19 protein-coding genes are annotated in these 15,553 nt (G+C 65.2%); 15 read left to right on the forward strand and 4 right to left on the reverse strand.

What is annotated here, in order from left to right; all coding sequences use genetic code 11:
* The first annotated feature begins 336 nt into the window (after positions 1–336).
* From MTR64_RS08555 to ruvC, 8 genes are all read left to right on the forward strand, one after another.
* Positions 337–693, forward strand: coding sequence for an ArsR/SmtB family transcription factor (locus MTR64_RS08555; protein ID WP_243992815.1), 357 nt, complete (start codon positions 337–339; stop codon positions 691–693).
* Positions 690–1,163 carry an ArsI/CadI family heavy metal resistance metalloenzyme gene (locus MTR64_RS08560; protein ID WP_243992817.1) on the forward strand — a complete coding sequence of 158 codons (474 nt, stop codon included), beginning with the start codon at positions 690–692 and terminating at the stop codon, positions 1,161–1,163. The genes MTR64_RS08555 and MTR64_RS08560 overlap by 4 nt, the downstream gene beginning before the upstream one ends.
* Before the next feature lie 10 nt (positions 1,164–1,173).
* On the forward strand, positions 1,174–1,680 hold the full coding sequence (locus MTR64_RS08565) for an arsenate reductase ArsC (RefSeq protein WP_243992819.1): 507 nt from the start codon (positions 1,174–1,176) through the stop codon (positions 1,678–1,680).
* A 32-nt stretch (positions 1,681–1,712) separates the two neighbouring features.
* Entirely contained in the window at positions 1,713–2,765 is a 1,053-nt protein-coding gene (gene arsB / locus MTR64_RS08570; protein ID WP_419144931.1) for an ACR3 family arsenite efflux transporter, read from the forward strand.
* Between the two features lie 305 nt (positions 2,766–3,070).
* A complete protein-coding gene (locus MTR64_RS08575; protein ID WP_243992821.1) occupies positions 3,071–3,307 on the forward strand; it encodes a DUF2312 domain-containing protein in 237 nt (78 codons plus the stop codon).
* 119 nt (positions 3,308–3,426) lie between these two features.
* Positions 3,427–3,972 carry a VOC family protein gene (locus MTR64_RS08580; RefSeq protein WP_243992823.1) on the forward strand — a complete coding sequence of 182 codons (546 nt, stop codon included), beginning with the start codon at positions 3,427–3,429 and terminating at the stop codon, positions 3,970–3,972.
* 85 nt (positions 3,973–4,057) lie between these two features.
* Positions 4,058–4,822 (forward strand): YebC/PmpR family DNA-binding transcriptional regulator, encoded by a 765-nt coding sequence (locus MTR64_RS08585; protein ID WP_243992825.1) that lies wholly within the window; start codon positions 4,058–4,060, stop codon positions 4,820–4,822.
* Positions 4,819–5,295, forward strand: a complete 477-nt coding sequence (gene ruvC / locus MTR64_RS08590) for a crossover junction endodeoxyribonuclease RuvC (RefSeq protein WP_243992963.1) — start codon at positions 4,819–4,821, stop codon at positions 5,293–5,295. The genes MTR64_RS08585 and ruvC overlap by 4 nt, the downstream gene beginning before the upstream one ends.
* Before the next feature lie 18 nt (positions 5,296–5,313).
* On the opposite strand, the gene MTR64_RS08595 is transcribed toward ruvC, so the two are convergent.
* Positions 5,314–5,730, reverse strand: a complete 417-nt coding sequence (locus tag MTR64_RS08595) for a hypothetical protein (protein WP_243992826.1) — start codon at positions 5,728–5,730, stop codon at positions 5,314–5,316.
* A 119-nt stretch (positions 5,731–5,849) separates the two neighbouring features.
* Between MTR64_RS08595 and ruvA the strand changes: the two genes are divergently transcribed.
* The 3 genes from ruvA to ruvB are packed head-to-tail and all read left to right on the forward strand — an operon-like array spanning position 5,850 to position 8,066.
* On the forward strand, positions 5,850–6,455 hold the full coding sequence (ruvA, locus tag MTR64_RS08600; protein ID WP_243992828.1) for a Holliday junction branch migration protein RuvA: 606 nt from the start codon (positions 5,850–5,852) through the stop codon (positions 6,453–6,455).
* Between the two features lie 16 nt (positions 6,456–6,471).
* On the forward strand, positions 6,472–7,014 hold the full coding sequence (locus MTR64_RS08605; RefSeq protein WP_243992830.1) for a DsrE family protein: 543 nt from the start codon (positions 6,472–6,474) through the stop codon (positions 7,012–7,014).
* Positions 7,011–8,066 (forward strand): Holliday junction branch migration DNA helicase RuvB, encoded by a 1,056-nt coding sequence (ruvB, locus tag MTR64_RS08610; protein ID WP_243992832.1) that lies wholly within the window; start codon positions 7,011–7,013, stop codon positions 8,064–8,066. The genes MTR64_RS08605 and ruvB overlap by 4 nt, the downstream gene beginning before the upstream one ends.
* A 528-nt stretch (positions 8,067–8,594) precedes the next feature.
* On the opposite strand, the gene MTR64_RS08615 is transcribed toward ruvB, so the two are convergent.
* Positions 8,595–9,215, reverse strand: coding sequence for a hypothetical protein (locus MTR64_RS08615; RefSeq protein WP_243992834.1), 621 nt, complete (start codon positions 9,213–9,215; stop codon positions 8,595–8,597).
* Positions 9,216–9,323: 108 nt separating this feature from the next.
* Complete coding sequence (locus MTR64_RS08620) at positions 9,324–9,635, reverse strand: DUF1244 domain-containing protein (RefSeq protein WP_243992836.1); 312 nt, start codon at positions 9,633–9,635, stop codon at positions 9,324–9,326.
* A gap of 77 nt (positions 9,636–9,712) precedes the next feature.
* Here MTR64_RS08620 and pyk point away from each other — a divergent pair, with 77 nt between their 5' ends.
* Both pyk and MTR64_RS08630 read left to right on the forward strand, forming a co-directional pair.
* On the forward strand, positions 9,713–11,194 hold the full coding sequence (gene pyk, locus MTR64_RS08625; protein WP_243992838.1) for a pyruvate kinase: 1,482 nt from the start codon (positions 9,713–9,715) through the stop codon (positions 11,192–11,194).
* A gap of 13 nt (positions 11,195–11,207) precedes the next feature.
* A complete protein-coding gene (locus tag MTR64_RS08630) occupies positions 11,208–11,837 on the forward strand; it encodes a LysE family translocator (protein WP_243992840.1) in 630 nt (209 codons plus the stop codon).
* Between the two features lie 6 nt (positions 11,838–11,843).
* Here the strand turns inward: MTR64_RS08630 and MTR64_RS08635 are convergent, their stop codons facing one another.
* Entirely contained in the window at positions 11,844–12,509 is a 666-nt protein-coding gene (locus MTR64_RS08635) for a YggS family pyridoxal phosphate-dependent enzyme (protein ID WP_243992842.1), read from the reverse strand.
* On the opposite strand from MTR64_RS08635, the gene MTR64_RS08640 reads away from it, so the two are divergent.
* Both MTR64_RS08640 and MTR64_RS08645 read left to right on the forward strand, forming a co-directional pair.
* Positions 12,508–13,101, forward strand: a complete 594-nt coding sequence (locus MTR64_RS08640) for a thiamine phosphate synthase (RefSeq protein WP_243992844.1) — start codon at positions 12,508–12,510, stop codon at positions 13,099–13,101. The genes MTR64_RS08635 and MTR64_RS08640 overlap by 2 nt on opposite strands.
* Positions 13,102–13,153: 52 nt before the next feature.
* A complete protein-coding gene (locus MTR64_RS08645; RefSeq protein ID WP_243992846.1) occupies positions 13,154–15,523 on the forward strand; it encodes a DNA translocase FtsK in 2,370 nt (789 codons plus the stop codon).
* The last annotated feature ends 30 nt before the right edge of the window (positions 15,524–15,553 follow it).

Below are 15,553 nucleotides of genomic sequence, written 5' to 3' on the forward strand. Positions count from 1 at the left end.
ACCCAGCATCGCAGAACAACGCTGTATTTCAACCGGAACCTTCGCAAATGTATCGATACCAGGCTCAATTCGCCTGACACCCTTCAATTGCGGAAATTGGTTAACCGGTCGACAACGACATCGCAGACATCGGCAAGGCTTCATGCGCAGAAAACCAATGCCCGCAATTCAGGAAGATCCCCTTTTCGAAGGCAATAGCGGTTAACCGTCTATGATCACGCACGATTGCACTGGACACACCCCGCACAGAAACCAGCCTCGCAGAAACAATTGACCCAGACCTGAAAATTCGATATTTCGATATTTCGATATTTATAGAATTATTGGAGTGATGCCATGGACGCAGAAATCGTCATCCGCGCGCTCGCCGCTCTGGCGCAGGAGCACCGCCTTGCCGCCTACCGCCTGCTGGTGCAGGCCGGGCCAGAGGGCATGGCCGCAGGCGCGCTCTCCGAAACACTCGGCGTTCCGGCTTCCTCGATGAGCTTTCACCTGTCCCAGCTCGCCAATGCCAGGCTGGTGCAGCAGCAGCGCCAGAGCCGGTCGATCATCTATTCGGCCGACTTTGCCGCGATGAACGCGCTCATGGCCTACATGACTGAAAACTGCTGCGGCGGCGTTCCCTGCACCGCCGATACCGGCTGCACGCCCGCAGCCGCCTCCCCCTCTTCCGCACGAAAGGATGTCGCATGAAGCGTTTCCATGTCCATGTCGGGGTTGCCGACCTCGATGCCTCGATTGCCTTCTACACCGGCCTGTTCGGCACCGGGCCTGCCGTGACCAAGGCGGACTATGCCAAGTGGATGCTCGAGGACCCGCGCATCAATTTCGCGATCTCGCTCAAGGAAGGCGCGGCCAAGGGGATCGAGCACCTTGGCGTCCAGGTCGAGGACGAGGCCGAACTCGCCGAAGTCTATGGCCGCCTCAAGGCCGCCGACGCGCCGGTCCTCGAGGAAGGCGCGACCGCCTGCTGCTATGCGAAATCGGAAAAGAGCTGGATAGCCGATCCCGACGGCGTGGTCTGGGAAGCCTTCCTGACCACCGGCGAGAACACCACCTACGGCGAAAGCCCGGACCTCGCCGGTCTCGCCTCGACGCAGGCCGCCAGCAATGCCTGCTGCGCGCCGCAGATGCCGTCACCGGCCAAGACCTCCTGCTGCTAAGGGCGCATCCGTGACCGATCGCCCCTTCCGCATTCTGGTGCTGTGCACCGGCAACTCGGCCCGCTCGATCCTCGGCGAAGCACTGCTGCGCGAGCTGGGGGACGAGCGGATCGCCGCCTGCAGTGCGGGCAGCAAACCGAAGGGTGTGCCGCACCCCGGTGCCCTGCGGCTGCTCGCCCGCAAGGGCATCGACACCTCGGCCTTCCACTCCAAGAGCTGGGACGTCTTCAGCGGCCCGGATGCCGATCCGGTCGACCTCGCCATCACCGTTTGCGGCAATGCCGCCGCAGAGGCCTGCCCGGTCTTCCCCGGCGCCCCGCTCAAGGCGCATTGGGGCCTGCCCGACCCGGCGGACGTGGAAGGCAACGAGGCGGCAGTCGACGCCGCCTTCGAGCAAACGTGGCACTGGCTGGACCTGCGCGTGCGCGCGCTGCTGGCGCTGCCGTTCGAGACAATGGATCACAAGGAACTGATGGGCGAACTCGCCCGCATCGGCGCAATGGAAGGTGCAGCGTGAGGCAGAACATTGATGGGGCGATGACAGCAAACATGATGGACGCGGCCCCGGCCAAGCGCCTGTCCTTCCTCGACCGCTACCTGACGGTGTGGATCTTCGCCGCGATGGCGCTGGGCATCGGCCTCGGCGCGCTGGTGCCCGCCGTTCCGGCAACGCTGGGGGCGATGTCGGTGGGAACAACCAGCATCCCGATCGCCGTGGGCCTGATCCTGATGATGTTCCCGCCGCTCGCCAAAGTGCACTATGAAGCGCTGGGGCAGGTCTTTCGTGACGGCAAGCTGCTCGCGCTGTCCTTCGTACTGTGCTGGATCGTGGCCCCCGCCTTCATGTTCGGCCTCGCCTCGCTGCTCTTGCCCGACAAACCCGAATACATGACCGGCCTGATCCTGATCGGCATCGCCCCGTGCATCGCCATGGTGCTGGTGTGGAACCAGCTCGCCAAGGGCAGCCCCGAATACGTGACCGGGCTGGTGGCGTTCAATTCGCTGTTCCAGATCGTGTTCTACGTGCCTTATGCCTGGTTCTACCTCACCGTGCTGCCGCCGGTGTTCGGGCTGGAAGCGCATGTGGTGGACATTTCCTTCGGCACTATCGCCAGGGCCGTGCTCACGTATCTGGGCATTCCCTTCCTCGCCGGGTTCCTCGTGCGCAAGAGCCTGATCAAGGCGCGCGGCGCGCAGTGGTACGAAGAGCACTTCCTGCCCGCGATCAGCCCGATCACGCTGGTGGCGCTGCTGTTCACCATCGTCGCCATGTTCAGCCTAAAGGGCGGCGAGATCCTCGCCCTGCCGATGGACGCAGTGCGCGTAGGCCTGCCGCTGGTGATATTCTTCGTGGTGATGTTCGTGCTGGCCTTCGCCAGCGGGCGGGCGGCTGGCGCCGACTATCCGCGCACGGCAGCGCTATCGTTCACGGCGGCCTCGAACAATTTCGAATTGGCCATCGCCGTCGCTATCGCCGCTTTCGGCCTCGCCTCGCCGGTCGCCTTCGCGGCGGTGATCGGGCCGCTGGTCGAAGTGCCTGTGCTCATAGCGCTGGTCAATCTCGCGCTCTGGTTCGAGAAGCGCTGGTTCGCCGAAAGTTAGGGCGCGCGGACAGGAAGCATTTTCCTACAGGCATCAGGCCTGACATCATGCCGGCATGGTCAAGATCCGCACTGCCCAGAGTTTTGGCACATCGGCGCACAAGGTGACGCATTCCGCACACAAAGTGACACTTCCGGCCCAAGATGACACCTTTTCCTCTGGACCGTGTCACCCGTGTCAACCGGAGTGTCACCTTGCACTCCGCCCGCCGACAATTTCCACAGGTGCGGCTTTGCCCGAATCCCGCAGCCTCGCTATCAGCGCGGCCAACCGATTCACCACGATTTTACCGGAGCACCAATTTCATGTCCGAAACCACCGACGATCGCCTGCGCCTTCTCATCGAGCGCGTCGAGCGCCTCGAGGAAGAGAAGAAGGGCATCTCGGACGACATCCGCGACGTCTACAACGAGGCCAAGGCCGTCGGCTACGACGTCAAGATCATGCGCCAGATCGTGCGCCTGCGGAAGATGAAGCCCGACGACCGCCGCGAAATGGACATGATCCTCGATACCTACAAGGCAGCGCTCGGCATCGACTGATCGCATGGCGCCCGCGTCATGGACCCCGGCGATGCCATGACGCGGACACCAAGGTGATCTATGCTCCCGTCTGAACGAGGAGCTGCCATGTCCACATCCTCCCCAGCCGTGACCGCGTGATGCGCTGGCGCGGTGTGCATCACGTCGAGTTCTCGGTGCTCGACTACGAACGCTCGGTCGCCTTCTACGACCGCATGTTCGGCTGGCTCGGCTACACGAGCTTCTGGACGCTCGATATCGGGTACCGCTCCACCTACTACATGGCGCGCTTCCCGCTGCCGCACAGCTATATCGGCATCCAGCCGGCGAAGAGCGGCGGCAAGATCGACCATGAGGCGCGCGCCACCGGGATCCACCACATCGCGCTGTGGGCACGCAATCGCCGCGAGGTCGATGCCTTCCATTGCAGGTTCCTGCTGCCCGAGGGGCTTGCCGTGACCGACCCGCCCGCCGCCTACGACGTCTATGCGCCGGGCTACTACGCCGTGTTCTTCGATGATCCGATCAGCGGCATCCACTGGGAACTGGCGCACACGCCCCGCCTGCCGACGCCCAGCCAGTTCCTGCGCTTCCGCCGGGCGATGCGGGCGGCGGCGGCCGATCATCCCGAATGGACCGACAAGCCCGAACGCCTGTTCCTGCGCAAACTGCCGAAGCGCCACTGAGCCCGTCCACCGCAGCGGTTGCTCTTGCCCCCGCCCCTGTTGTAAGGGCGCCGTCACTTCACCAGACCAGCAGAACGAACGGACCATGGCAGGCCATTCCAAATTCAAGAACATCATGCACCGCAAGGGCGCGCAGGACAAAAAGCGCTCCGCGCAGTTCAGCAAGCTTTCGCGCGAAATCACCGTCGCGGCCAAGATGGGCATGCCCGATCCGGACATGAACCCGCGCCTGCGCGCCGCCGTCAACGCCGCCAAGGCGCAGTCGATGCCCAAGGACAACATCCAGCGCGCCATCGACAAGGCGAGCAAGGGCGATTCCGAGAACTACGAGGAAGTCCGATATGAGGGCTATGGCCCGGGCGGCGTCGCGCTGATCGTCGAGGCGCTGACCGACAACCGCAACCGCACCGCCACCAACGTGCGCACCGCGTTCTCGAAGAACGGCGGCAACCTCGGCGCCTCTGGCGCGGTGAGCCACGGCTTCGAACGCCTCGGCCTGATCGAGTACCCAGCCAGCGTGGGCGATGAGGACAAGGTCCTCGAAGCCGCGATCGAAGCCGGTGCCGACGATGTCGAAAGCGACATGGGCGACGGCGACGAGAATCCCGGCAGCCACCAGATCTGGGTTTCGGTCGATTCGCTGCACGAAGTGGCCGCCGAACTCGAAAAGACGCTCGGCGAAGCCGAAGGCGTGAAGCTGGCCTGGCGTCCGAACCTCAAGGTCGATGTCGACGAGGGCACCGCGAGCACGCTGATGAAGCTGGTCGACACGCTCGACGACGATGACGACGTCCAGACTGTCTGGGGCAATTACGAGATCTCCGACGAAGTCATGGAGAAACTCGGCTGATCATTATCGGCCTCGACCCTGGCCTCACCTGCACCGGCTGGGGGATCGTCGCGAAATCGGGCAGCCGGCTCAGCCACGTGGCCAACGGGCAGATCCGCACCGATGCCAAGGCCAGCATGGCCGAACGGCTTGTCGAACTCGACGCGGCGCTGACCGACGTCATCCTCCACCACCGCCCTGACGCAGGCGCGGTGGAGGAAGTCTTCGTGAACGTGAACCCGCAGTCGACACTGAAGCTGGGACAGGCCCGCGGCGTCGCCATGCTCAGCCTCGCCCGCGCCGGGATGCCGGTGGCCGAATACCCGACCAAGGTCATAAAGAAGGCCCTCGTCGGCACCGGAGGCGCGGACAAGAAGCAGATCCAGCACATGCTCAAGGTGCTGCTGCCGGGCGTCAAGCTGGCGGGCGAGGACGCTTCCGACGCGCTCGCTGTCGCGATTACACACGGCAACATGCTGGGAAGCCACCGCTGAGCAGGCCAGCGCCTGCCTTCAGCAGAAGACTTCGGCCTCGTCATCCTCGAACAAGACGCCGCGTTTCAACGCCAAGGCGCCGCGGATGCCGTTGACCATGATCACAAGCACGACGACCGACAGGATAAAGCCGCCTATCGAAAGGCTCACGGCTTTTCCGATCGTCTCTGCAGTGAGCAGAAGCGCAGCATAGCCACCCCAGAAAACGCCTTTCCCGGCGCGCAGACGCAGCCCCGCAATCACGCCAACGACGGCTTCCAGCCCGCCTCCGAACATGAACCCGATTCCTTCCGGCGTGGTATAACCGGCAATGCCGCCAAGCAGTGCGACCCCAAGCGCCCCCATCCCGGCGAACACGAAGCATGCCAGCCCTCCCTGCTTGGCCGCACCCGTTGCACCTGCACGCGTGGTCAGATCGATATCATAGAAAGCCATCCCAAAGACCTCGGTTCGCCACCAGCTGCGCTCGAATATGAAGCCTGCCCCTTTGCTCTGGGCAAAACAAGCAGGAAGCCTCTGGCGCGCGGTTAGCATCCCTGTCATAGGAACAAACCATGATCGCCAAGCTCACAGGACTGCTCGACGATACCGGCCCGGACTGGGCTGTAATCGACGTGAACGGGGTGGGCTATCTGGTCCACTGCTCGGCGCGTACGCTGGAACGTCTCGGCATTCGGGGCGACCGCGTGGTCGTCCATACCGAAATGCAGGTATCCGAAACTGACCAGCGTCTGATCGGCTTTGCCAGCGGCGCCGAGCGCGACTGGTTCAAGCTGCTCACCGCCGTGCAGGGCGTAGGCTCGAAGGTGGCCCTCGCGATCCTGTCCGCGCTGACCACCGAGGAACTGCAGCGCGCCTGTGCGGGCGGTGACGCGGCCATGGTTGCGCGCGCCAATGGCGTCGGACCAAAACTGGCAAGCCGCATCGTCAACGAACTGAAGGAAAAGGCCGGCGGCATGGCAACTGTGCCGGGCGCGCCGGGAAGCACGCCTGTCGCAACGCCGGGGGCAGCCAGCGCCGATGCCGTTTCGGCACTGCAGAACCTCGGCTTCAAACCCGCCATCGCCAGCGCCGCAGTGGCCCATGCTGTGGGCGAACTGGGCGAAGACGCCGGACTGAACGACCTCGTGCGTGTGGCCCTCAAGCAGGCTGCCGGATAGCAAGGAGCACATACCGATGCGTACTCTCACCCTAGCCATGTTCGCGGTCGCCCTGTCGGCAACACCGATTCTGGCGCAGGACATGTCCGCCTTCACCGCAGGACCGGTTTTCAGCGATTACGGGAAGGTGGCGAAGATCGATAGCGACCTTCCTGTCACCTCGGATACGCAACTCAAGGTAATTTTGAACGCCAAGGACGGAGCCGGGCCGGGCGAAGTCGTGCGCGCGTTCGAATCCGCCGCCCGCTTCATCAACATGAACGTGGCCGCCGGAGTGCCGGAAAAGAACATCCATGTCGTGCTTGTCGTCCACGGCAAGGCGACCTGGAACCTGACAAATGCAGCCGCTTACGCCCGGCATGATCCGGACCACCCCAACGCCAGTGCGCCGCTGGTCGAACAGCTGCTGAACCACGGCGTCACCATCTACCTGTGCGGCCAGAGCGCGGCGGCGAACGGCATCGCCAAGAGCGACCTTCTGCCCGGCGTGAAGCTCTCCCTGTCCGCCATGAACGCCTTTGCGCAACTCCAGCCGCAGGGCTACGTGCTCATCCCGTGACCGACAACCCCATCCTCACCTCCTCGCGCCAGCCGGAAGATGCCGATGCGGCGCTGCGGCCCAAGACACTGTCCGAATTCGTCGGGCAGGCGGCCGCCAAGGACAACCTGCGCGTCTTCATCGAAAGCGCCAAGTCCCGGCGTGAGGCGATGGACCATGTGCTGTTCTTCGGCCCGCCGGGTCTGGGCAAGACGACGCTGGCGCAGATCGTCGCGCGCGAACTGGGCGTGGGCTTTCGCGCCACCAGCGGCCCGGTGATCGCCAAGGCGGGTGATCTGGCGGCGCTGCTCACCAATCTCGAACATGGTGACGTCCTGTTCATCGACGAAATCCACCGGCTCAATCCGGTGGTCGAGGAAGTACTCTATCCGGCGATGGAAGACCGTGCGCTCGATCTCATCATCGGCGAGGGCCCTTCGGCGCGCTCGGTGCGGATCGACCTGCCTCCGTTCACGCTGATCGGCGCCACCACCCGGCAGGGCCTGCTGCAGACGCCGCTGCGCGACCGCTTCGGCATCCCAGTGCGCCTGCAGTTCTACACCGTGCCCGAACTGGAACACGTGGTGACGCGCGGCGCCGGGCTGCTCGGCATCGGCATGGACAAGGGCGGCGCGACCGAGATCGCGCGCCGCTCGCGCGGGACGCCGCGTGTGGCCGGGCGGCTGATGCGCCGCGTGCGCGACTTTGCCCATGTTGCAGGCAGCGACGTCATTACCCGCGCCATCGCCGACGATGCGCTGACCCGGCTGGAAGTCGATTCCATCGGCCTCGATTCGCAGGACCGGCGTTACCTGCGGATGATCGCGGATATCTACAAGGGGGGGCCGGTCGGCGTGGAAACGCTGGCTGCCGGCCTCTCCGAGCCGCGCGACACGATCGAGGAAGTGATCGAGCCCTACCTCATCCAGCTGGGGCTGGTCGCCCGGACAGCGCGCGGGCGGTGCCTCAACGAAATGGGCTGGAAGCACCTCGGCCTCACGCCGCCCACAGGTTCCCCCATGGCATCTCAGGGCGGCCTGTTCGATTCGGACGACGCGGGCGCAGAGAACTGAAACCGCGAAATAATCTGTCGAACCCGTTTACAAACGGCAGTCGTGCAAGTGCCGTTTTGGTACACTCGCCTGTTCAAGGCGGTCAATTAACCTGATTTCTCACTTCGGGACGGCCAAATCCCGGTTAACGCCGTTGTTCCGTTAACCGGACTCTGCGTTGTTTCTGTCAGATGGAATGTCCGTAGCCCCGTTTTCAGTCGGGATTGCGGAGCGGAAACAACAGAGAGCAACGCTTATGTCGGTTCGGATGGCCCTTGCGAAATTGTCTGCCTGCGCGGCAGGCTGCGCGATCATCGGTGGCGGCGCCGTCCACGTGGCGGAGACGCAATCGAAGACGACCGAGTACCACAAGCTCAAGCAGGCCAAGGTGGCGCAGCCGGTCAAGAAGGCCAAGCGGATCGTGCGCAAGGAAAAGCCGCGCACGACCAAGCGCGCGCGACAGATCGTCAAGCCCACCTGCTGCGAACAGCCCGAGATGGCTATGGTTCCGGTGCCGCCGCCCTACATCCCGCCAGCACCACCCCCGTCCTACCAGGGTGGCGGCGGCAGCACCCCGGTGGTCATCGGCGGCGGTTCGATGGGCGGCTTTGGCGGCGGCTTCTTCGGCGGTTTCTTTGGCGGCGGCAGTTCGAGCGGCGGCAACATCGTCATCACCTCGACCACCAGCGGCGGTTCGACCTCCACGTCGTCTTCGTCCGGTGGCCTGACATCGACCACGACCGGCGGCTCGACGTCCACTTCTACGGGCGGCGTCACGTCCACAACCTCCACCGGAGGCATCACTTCGACCACCACCACCGGCGGCGTCACCTCGACGACCTCGACCAGTTCGGGCAATGTTTCGACGAGCACCTCCAGCTCCTCGTCGTCGAGTTCGTCCTCCAGTTCCTCGTCGAGCTCGTCGTCCAGTTCAAGTTCCTCGGGCGGCAAGACGTCGAGTGGTGGCTCATCTTCGAGCGGATCGTCCTCGTCAGGCTCCTCGTCCTCCAGCAGCTCGAGCGGTAGTTCTTCCTCTTCGAGCAGTTCCTCGTCGTCCAGTTCGTCTTCTTCGTCGAGCTCGTCGTCGGGCGGATCGACCACGACCAGCACCGGCGGCCACGATGTCCCGGCGCCACCAATGCTGATCCTGTTCGGCGCGGCGGCCGCCACCGTGCTGGGCCGCCGCCGCATCAGCCGCCGCAAGGAAGCCTGAGGGAGCAGCGCTCGGCACTCCGCCCGTTTAGGAACGGCCCTCGCGCCCCAACGGCGGCGCCACGATCAGTGCGTGCCGCCGTTCTTCTTCAGGCTCTCGTCCATCCGCGCGATCTGGTCGGGCGTGGCTTCGGTCTGATACTTCGCCTTCCACTCGTCGAACGGCATCCCGTGGATCACCGCGCGCGCTTCCGCCTTGTCGCCCTCGAACCCGGCATCGCGGATCCAGTCGGCCAGACAATTGCGGCAGAAACCGGAAAGCCCCATCAGATCGATGTTCTGGGCATCGTGCCGCTTCTGCAAATGGCGCACCAGGCGGCGGAAAGCGGCTGCCGCCACGGCGTCGTCGAGCATGTCCAATGAGTCGGTTTCGTTCATAATCCTGCCAATCGTCCTTGGTTTGTAAGCTTTGCTTTGCCATATGACGGCCCGTTCCCGAAAGAGGCAGTCGACACGTGGTCAGCACCCATCAGCGCCGTTCCCCCCATCATCGCGGCATCAAGCGCACGCGCAAGGTCAAGATTCTCGCAACGCTTGGCCCCGCCAGCCGCGACCGGGAAACCATCGCCAAGCTGCTCAAGGCCGGGGCGGACGCCTTCCGCGTCAACATGAGCCACGGCGATCACGAGACTCATCGCGAGACCATCGCCAATATCCGCGCGGTCGAAAAGGATCTGGGACGCCCCGTCGCCGTCCTGTGCGACCTGCAGGGTCCCAAGCTGCGGGTCGGCGCCTTCAAGGAGGGCAAGGCCTTCCTGCGCCACGGCGCGCATTTCACGCTCGACCGCGATCCCACGCCGGGCGACGATAACCGCGTCTGCCTGCCGCACCCCGAACTCTTCGGCATCCTCCAGAACGGCCAGCGCCTGCTGATCGACGACGGCAAACTGCGGCTGGTGGTGATCAAGCCGGAGGCAGACAAGATCCTGTGCACCGCCGAAGTCGGCGGCACGATCTCGGACCGCAAGGGCGTCAATGTACCCGATGCCATCGTCCCCGTCCCGGCACTGACCGAGAAGGACCGGCGTGACCTCGCATTCGCCATCAAGGAAGGCGCCGACTGGGTCGGCCTGTCCTTCGTTCAACGGCCCGAGGACGTGGCCGAGGCCCGGCGCCTGATGGGCGGCTATGGCGCGCTCATGGCCAAGATCGAAAAGCCCGCCGCGGTCGAGAGCCTCGAGGAAATCATCGAGCTGTCCGACGGCATCATGGTGGCACGCGGTGATCTCGGCGTGGAACTGCTGCCCGAGGAAGTGCCGCCGATCCAGAAGCACATCATCGAGAAGACCCGCGCCCACGGCAAACCGGTGGTGGTCGCGACGCAGATGCTCGAATCGATGATCACCAGCCCGAGCCCGACCCGCGCCGAAGTCTCCGACGTCGCCAACGCGGTCTATGATGGTGCCGACGCGGTGATGCTCTCGGCAGAAACCGCCGCCGGGCAGTGGCCGGTCGAAGCGGTGACGATCATGGACCGCATCGCTGCCAAGGTCGAAAGCGATTCAACCTACCGTGAGCGCATCCACCTCGCCGAAACGCCGCCCGATGCCACAACGGCCGACGCGCTTTCCGCCTCCTGCGCGACAATCGCCGACACCTTGCCGATCGAGGGCATCATCATCTTCACCGGCTCCGGCATCTCGGCCCGCCGCGTCGCGCGCGAGCGCCCTGCCGCGCCGATGCTGGTACTCACACCCTCGATCAAGACGGCCCGCCGCGGCGCGCTGCTCTGGGGTGCGCACACGGTGCTGACCAAGGACATCGGCAGCTTCGAGGAGATGATCGCCAAGGGCAAGCGCATGGCGCTGCGCCACGGCTTCGGCACCGCCGGTTCGCGGCTGGTCACGCTGGCGGGCGTGCCGTTCGGCGTGCCCGGCTCCACCAATTTGCTGCACGTCGTCACCCTCTCGGGCAACGAACTGGCCTCTCCGAAGTGAGGACGCCCCGGTCATGAGCCTGCAAACACTGTGGATTTTCGCCATCGCGGTATTCCTGCTGAGCGCGACGCCCGGCCCGAACATGCTGCACATCCTCTCGCGCAGCGTCGAGCTGGGATTCAAACGCAGTACGGCGGCGATGGCAGGCTGCCTGCTTGGCCTGCTCACCTTGCTCACGGCGTCAGCTGTGGGACTGGGTGCGCTGTTGCATGCCCTGCCGGGTGTGTTCGACGTGCTCCGCCTGGCAGGCGCTGCCTACCTGCTCTTCCTGGCGTTCAAGGCCTGGCGCAGCCCGGTAGATGGCGACGATACGCAGGAAGAGTGGGCCCGCCCCACCGCTTCGTGGCAGACGGTGCTGCGCGGCGGCTTCACGATCTCGATCAGCAATCCCAAGGCGATCGTCTTCGCGGCGGCGTTTCTGCCCCAGTTCATCAATCCCGCACAGTCGCAGGCGCCGCAGTTCGCGGTGCTGCTGGCCGTGTTCACGGTGATCGAGGGCTTCTGGTACTGTGTCTATGCCACGGGCGGCCGGGCCATCGCGCGGCATCTGGGACGCGCCGGCGTGAAGCGCGCGTTCAACCGGCTGACGGGCGGTCTGTTCGCCGCATTCGGCCTGTCACTGCTGGCCTGGCGCGCGGCCTGACGCCGGTCAGTCCCGCGCCCCGAACAGCGCCGATCCCACGCGTACATGCGTGGCGCCGAGCATGACCGCGGTCTCGAAATCCCCGCTCATGCCCATGCTGAGTTGGTCGAGGCCATTGTCGGCAGCGATCTTCGCCAGCAGCGCAAAGAACGGCGCGGCCTCGATATCGGCGGGCGGCACGCACATCAGGCCAATCACCGGGATCTGCGCTTCGCGCGCCGAAGCCAGCAGCGCGGGTACGTCGGCTATCGGGCATCCGCCCTTCTGCTCTTCCGCGCCGATGTTCACCTGTACGAAGCAAGGGACCTGCTTGCCGGCCTTGGCCATCGCCTTGCCCAGCGCCGACACCAGCGAGGGCCGGTCCAGTGAGTGGATGCAGTCGAACAGCGCCACCGCATCCTCCGCCTTGTTCGACTGGAGCTGGCCGACAAGGTGCAGCTTCACGCCGGGATGCGCCTCGATCAGCGCGGGCCACTTGCCCTGCGCTTCCTGGACGCGGTTTTCGCCGAACACGCGCTGCCCTTCTTCGATAAGCGGCAGGATCTGGGCGGCCTCATGCGTCTTGGAAATGGCGATGAGTTCCACATCCTCCGGCTTGCGGCCGGCAATCGTGGCGGCATGGGCCATGCGGGCACGGACGTGTTCGAGCGGTGTAAGGTCTGGCTGATCCATGGCGCGCTGCTATAGCGTCCCCGTGCCGAACCGCCAGCCGCCTCTTCCCCCAATCTGGCTTGTCAGCGATGCCCGCAACGACGCGGTGCTGGAGCGCGCGCTGGCGCGGCTGCCGCGCGGATCCGGGTTGATCTACCGCCACTATCACCTGCCCCCGGAGCAACGCCGGGCCCGTTTCCGCACACTGGCGCGCGCGGCACGCCGCCGTGGACACTGCGTGGTGCTGTCCGGCAGCGCTTGGGAGGCCAAGGGCTGGGGAGCCGATGGGGCCTATGGCGCTCCATCGCGTCTTGTGTACGGTCCGGCGACCTTGCGCCTCGTCACGGTCCATTCGCTGCGCGAACTGGCCAAGGCCCACCGGGCGCGGGCAGATGCCGTGCTGATCTCGCCGGTCTTTCCCACCCGCTCGCACCCCGGTGCGCCCGTGCTCGGGCCGTTACGCTTCCGGCTCCTGGCGGAACGCGCGCGGGTCCCGGCGATCGCGCTGGGCGGCATGACGGCGCACCGTGCCCGTGCTTTCAGCTTGCGCAAATGGGCGGCGATTCAAGGCCTTGCAGAAACGCCCACAGGCCTGTTCCCGCTTCATTCTTGACGCGGAGTCCCGCCCGGGCGCATTATCGGCGCGCCTAGACAGGGGAATTCTTATGGCCACGAGGCCCATGGCGCCGGGCCGGCGCATCACCAAGCCGGACTGGCGCGCAGTGCTCAAGCGCTCGGTGCGCCGTGCAACCGAACTGTCCGGTGCAGTGCTGTTGTTCGCGCTCATGGTCTATCTGGCGCTCGCATTGGCCAGCTATCATCAGACCGACCCCTCCGCTTCGACCGCCGCAGGCGGAGAAGTCCAGAACTGGATGGGAGCCATGGGGGCGTGGACTGCCGAGCGTGCCCTGTTCCTGTTCGGCCCGGTGTCCTGGCTGTTCCTGCCGCTGCTCTACGTCTTCGCGCGCAAGCTGTGGCTGCTGGTGGAAGAGGATGACGGCGAGATAGAGCATTCGAACCAGCGCTGGTGGCGCCCCGTCGCCATACTGGCTTTCGCCATGCTCCTGATCGCAACGGTGTTCTCGCTGTGGTTCACCAAGCCCGGTGGAACACTGCCGGCGTCGATGGGTGGGATTTCGGGGCTGCTCGGCGCCAGGGCCATCACTGCGCTGGCTGGCTTGACGCCGCCGCCTGCGCAAGGCTGGACGACGCTGGCACTGGCACTGGTGTGCCTGATCGCGGGCGTCACTCTGATCGGCAAGGTCTTCGCCTTTGACTGGGTTCGCCTCCTGACGCTGCCAGGCCGTATCGGCCGCATACCGCGCGGTCTGCCTTCCGCCCGTAGCGCACAGCCAGCTCCCGTCAGGGACTCAGCCACTCGCCCCGAGCCCGCGCCACGCGCCGAAACGCCCACCCCTCTGGCGGACAAGCCCCGCAGGACGCCAGAGATCGTCGATCCCAAGGCCTCGCCCGCTCCGGCCATGCTCGGTTCCGGCAGCCGCCAGAAGGACTTGTTCGACCAGTACGAACTGCCCAGCCTCGATATTCTGGCCGATCCCCCGCCCAACACTCAGCCGAAGATCGACAAGCTCAGCCTGGAGCGCAACGCGCGCCTGCTCGAAACCGTGCTCGACGATTTCAACGTCAAGGGCGAGATCACCGCGGTGCGCACCGGCCCGGTCGTCACCATGTACGAACTCGAACCGGCACCCGGCACCAAGGCCGTGCGCGTCATCGGCCTTGCCGACGACATCGCCCGCAACATGTCGGCGATCTCCGCGCGCGTCTCCTCGATCCCCGGCCGCACCGTCATGGGCATCGAACTGCCCAATGCCCAGCGGCAGATGGTCTCGTTCAAGGAAATGGTCGCCTCGGAAGCCTTTGCCCATCACAAGGGCATGCTGCCGATCATCCTGGGCAAGGACATCGCGGGCGAACCGGTAATCGCGGACCTCGCGACCATGCCGCACCTTCTGGTCGCGGGTACCACCGGTTCGGGTAAGTCGGTCGGCCTCAACTGCATCCTGCTCTCGCTGCTCTACCGCCTCACCCCGGCGCAGTGCCGCCTGATCCTCGTCGATCCCAAGGTGCTCGAACTCAAGAGCTACGACGATATTCCGCACCTGCTCTCGCCGGTGGTCACCGAACCGCCCAAGGCCGTGCGCGCCTTGAAGTGGGCGGTCGAGGAAATGGAACGCCGCTATCGCATGATGAGCGAAGTTTCCGTCCGCAACCTCGCCAGCTTCAACGAGAAGGTTCGCACTGCCGCGGCCAAGGGCAAGCCGCTCGGCCGCCGCGTGCAGATCGGCTTCGATCCGGATACCGGCGAGGAACTCTACGAGGAGAACCAGCTCGACTACGAAGTGCTGCCGCAGATCGTCCTCATCGTCGACGAGCTGGCCGACCTCATGGTCACTGTCGGCAAGGAAATCGAAGTGCTGATCCAGCGCCTCGCGCAGAAGAGCCGCGCGGCGGGCATCCACCTGATCATGGCAACGCAGCGCCCCTCGGTCGACGTCATCACCGGCGTCATCAAGGCCAACCTGCCGACGCGTGTCTCGTTCGCCGTCACCAGCCGCATCGATAGCCGCACGATCCTGGGCGAGCACGGCGCCGAGCAACTGCTGGGCAAGGGCGACATGCTCTACAAGCCGAGTTCCGACCCCATCAAGCGCGTCCACGGTCCCTTCGTCTCGGACGAGGAAGTGGAGCACGTCGCCGATTACTGGCGCACGCAGGGCAAGCCAGACTACGTCACCGCCGTCACCGAGGAGCCGGAGGAAGGCAGCTTCGGCTTCGACGACCTCGACGCCACCGCCTCCGACGCGCCCGAGGAACGCAAGTACCGCCAGGTCTGCCAGCTGGTGTTCGAGAACCAGAAGGTCTCGGTCTCCTGGCTCCAGCGCCAGATGGGCGTGGGCTACAACACCGCCGCCAAGTGGGTGGAGCGCATGGAGAACGACGGCTTCGTCGGCCCCGCCAACCATGTCGGCCGCCGCGACATCTATCGCGATGAGAATGGCAGCCCGCTTTGAAGCACATCGCGCCGCGCTAGAATCTGATCG

Source organism: Novosphingobium album (ex Hu et al. 2023) (assembly GCF_022832385.1).
GTDB lineage: Bacteria > Pseudomonadota > Alphaproteobacteria > Sphingomonadales > Sphingomonadaceae > Novosphingobium > Novosphingobium album.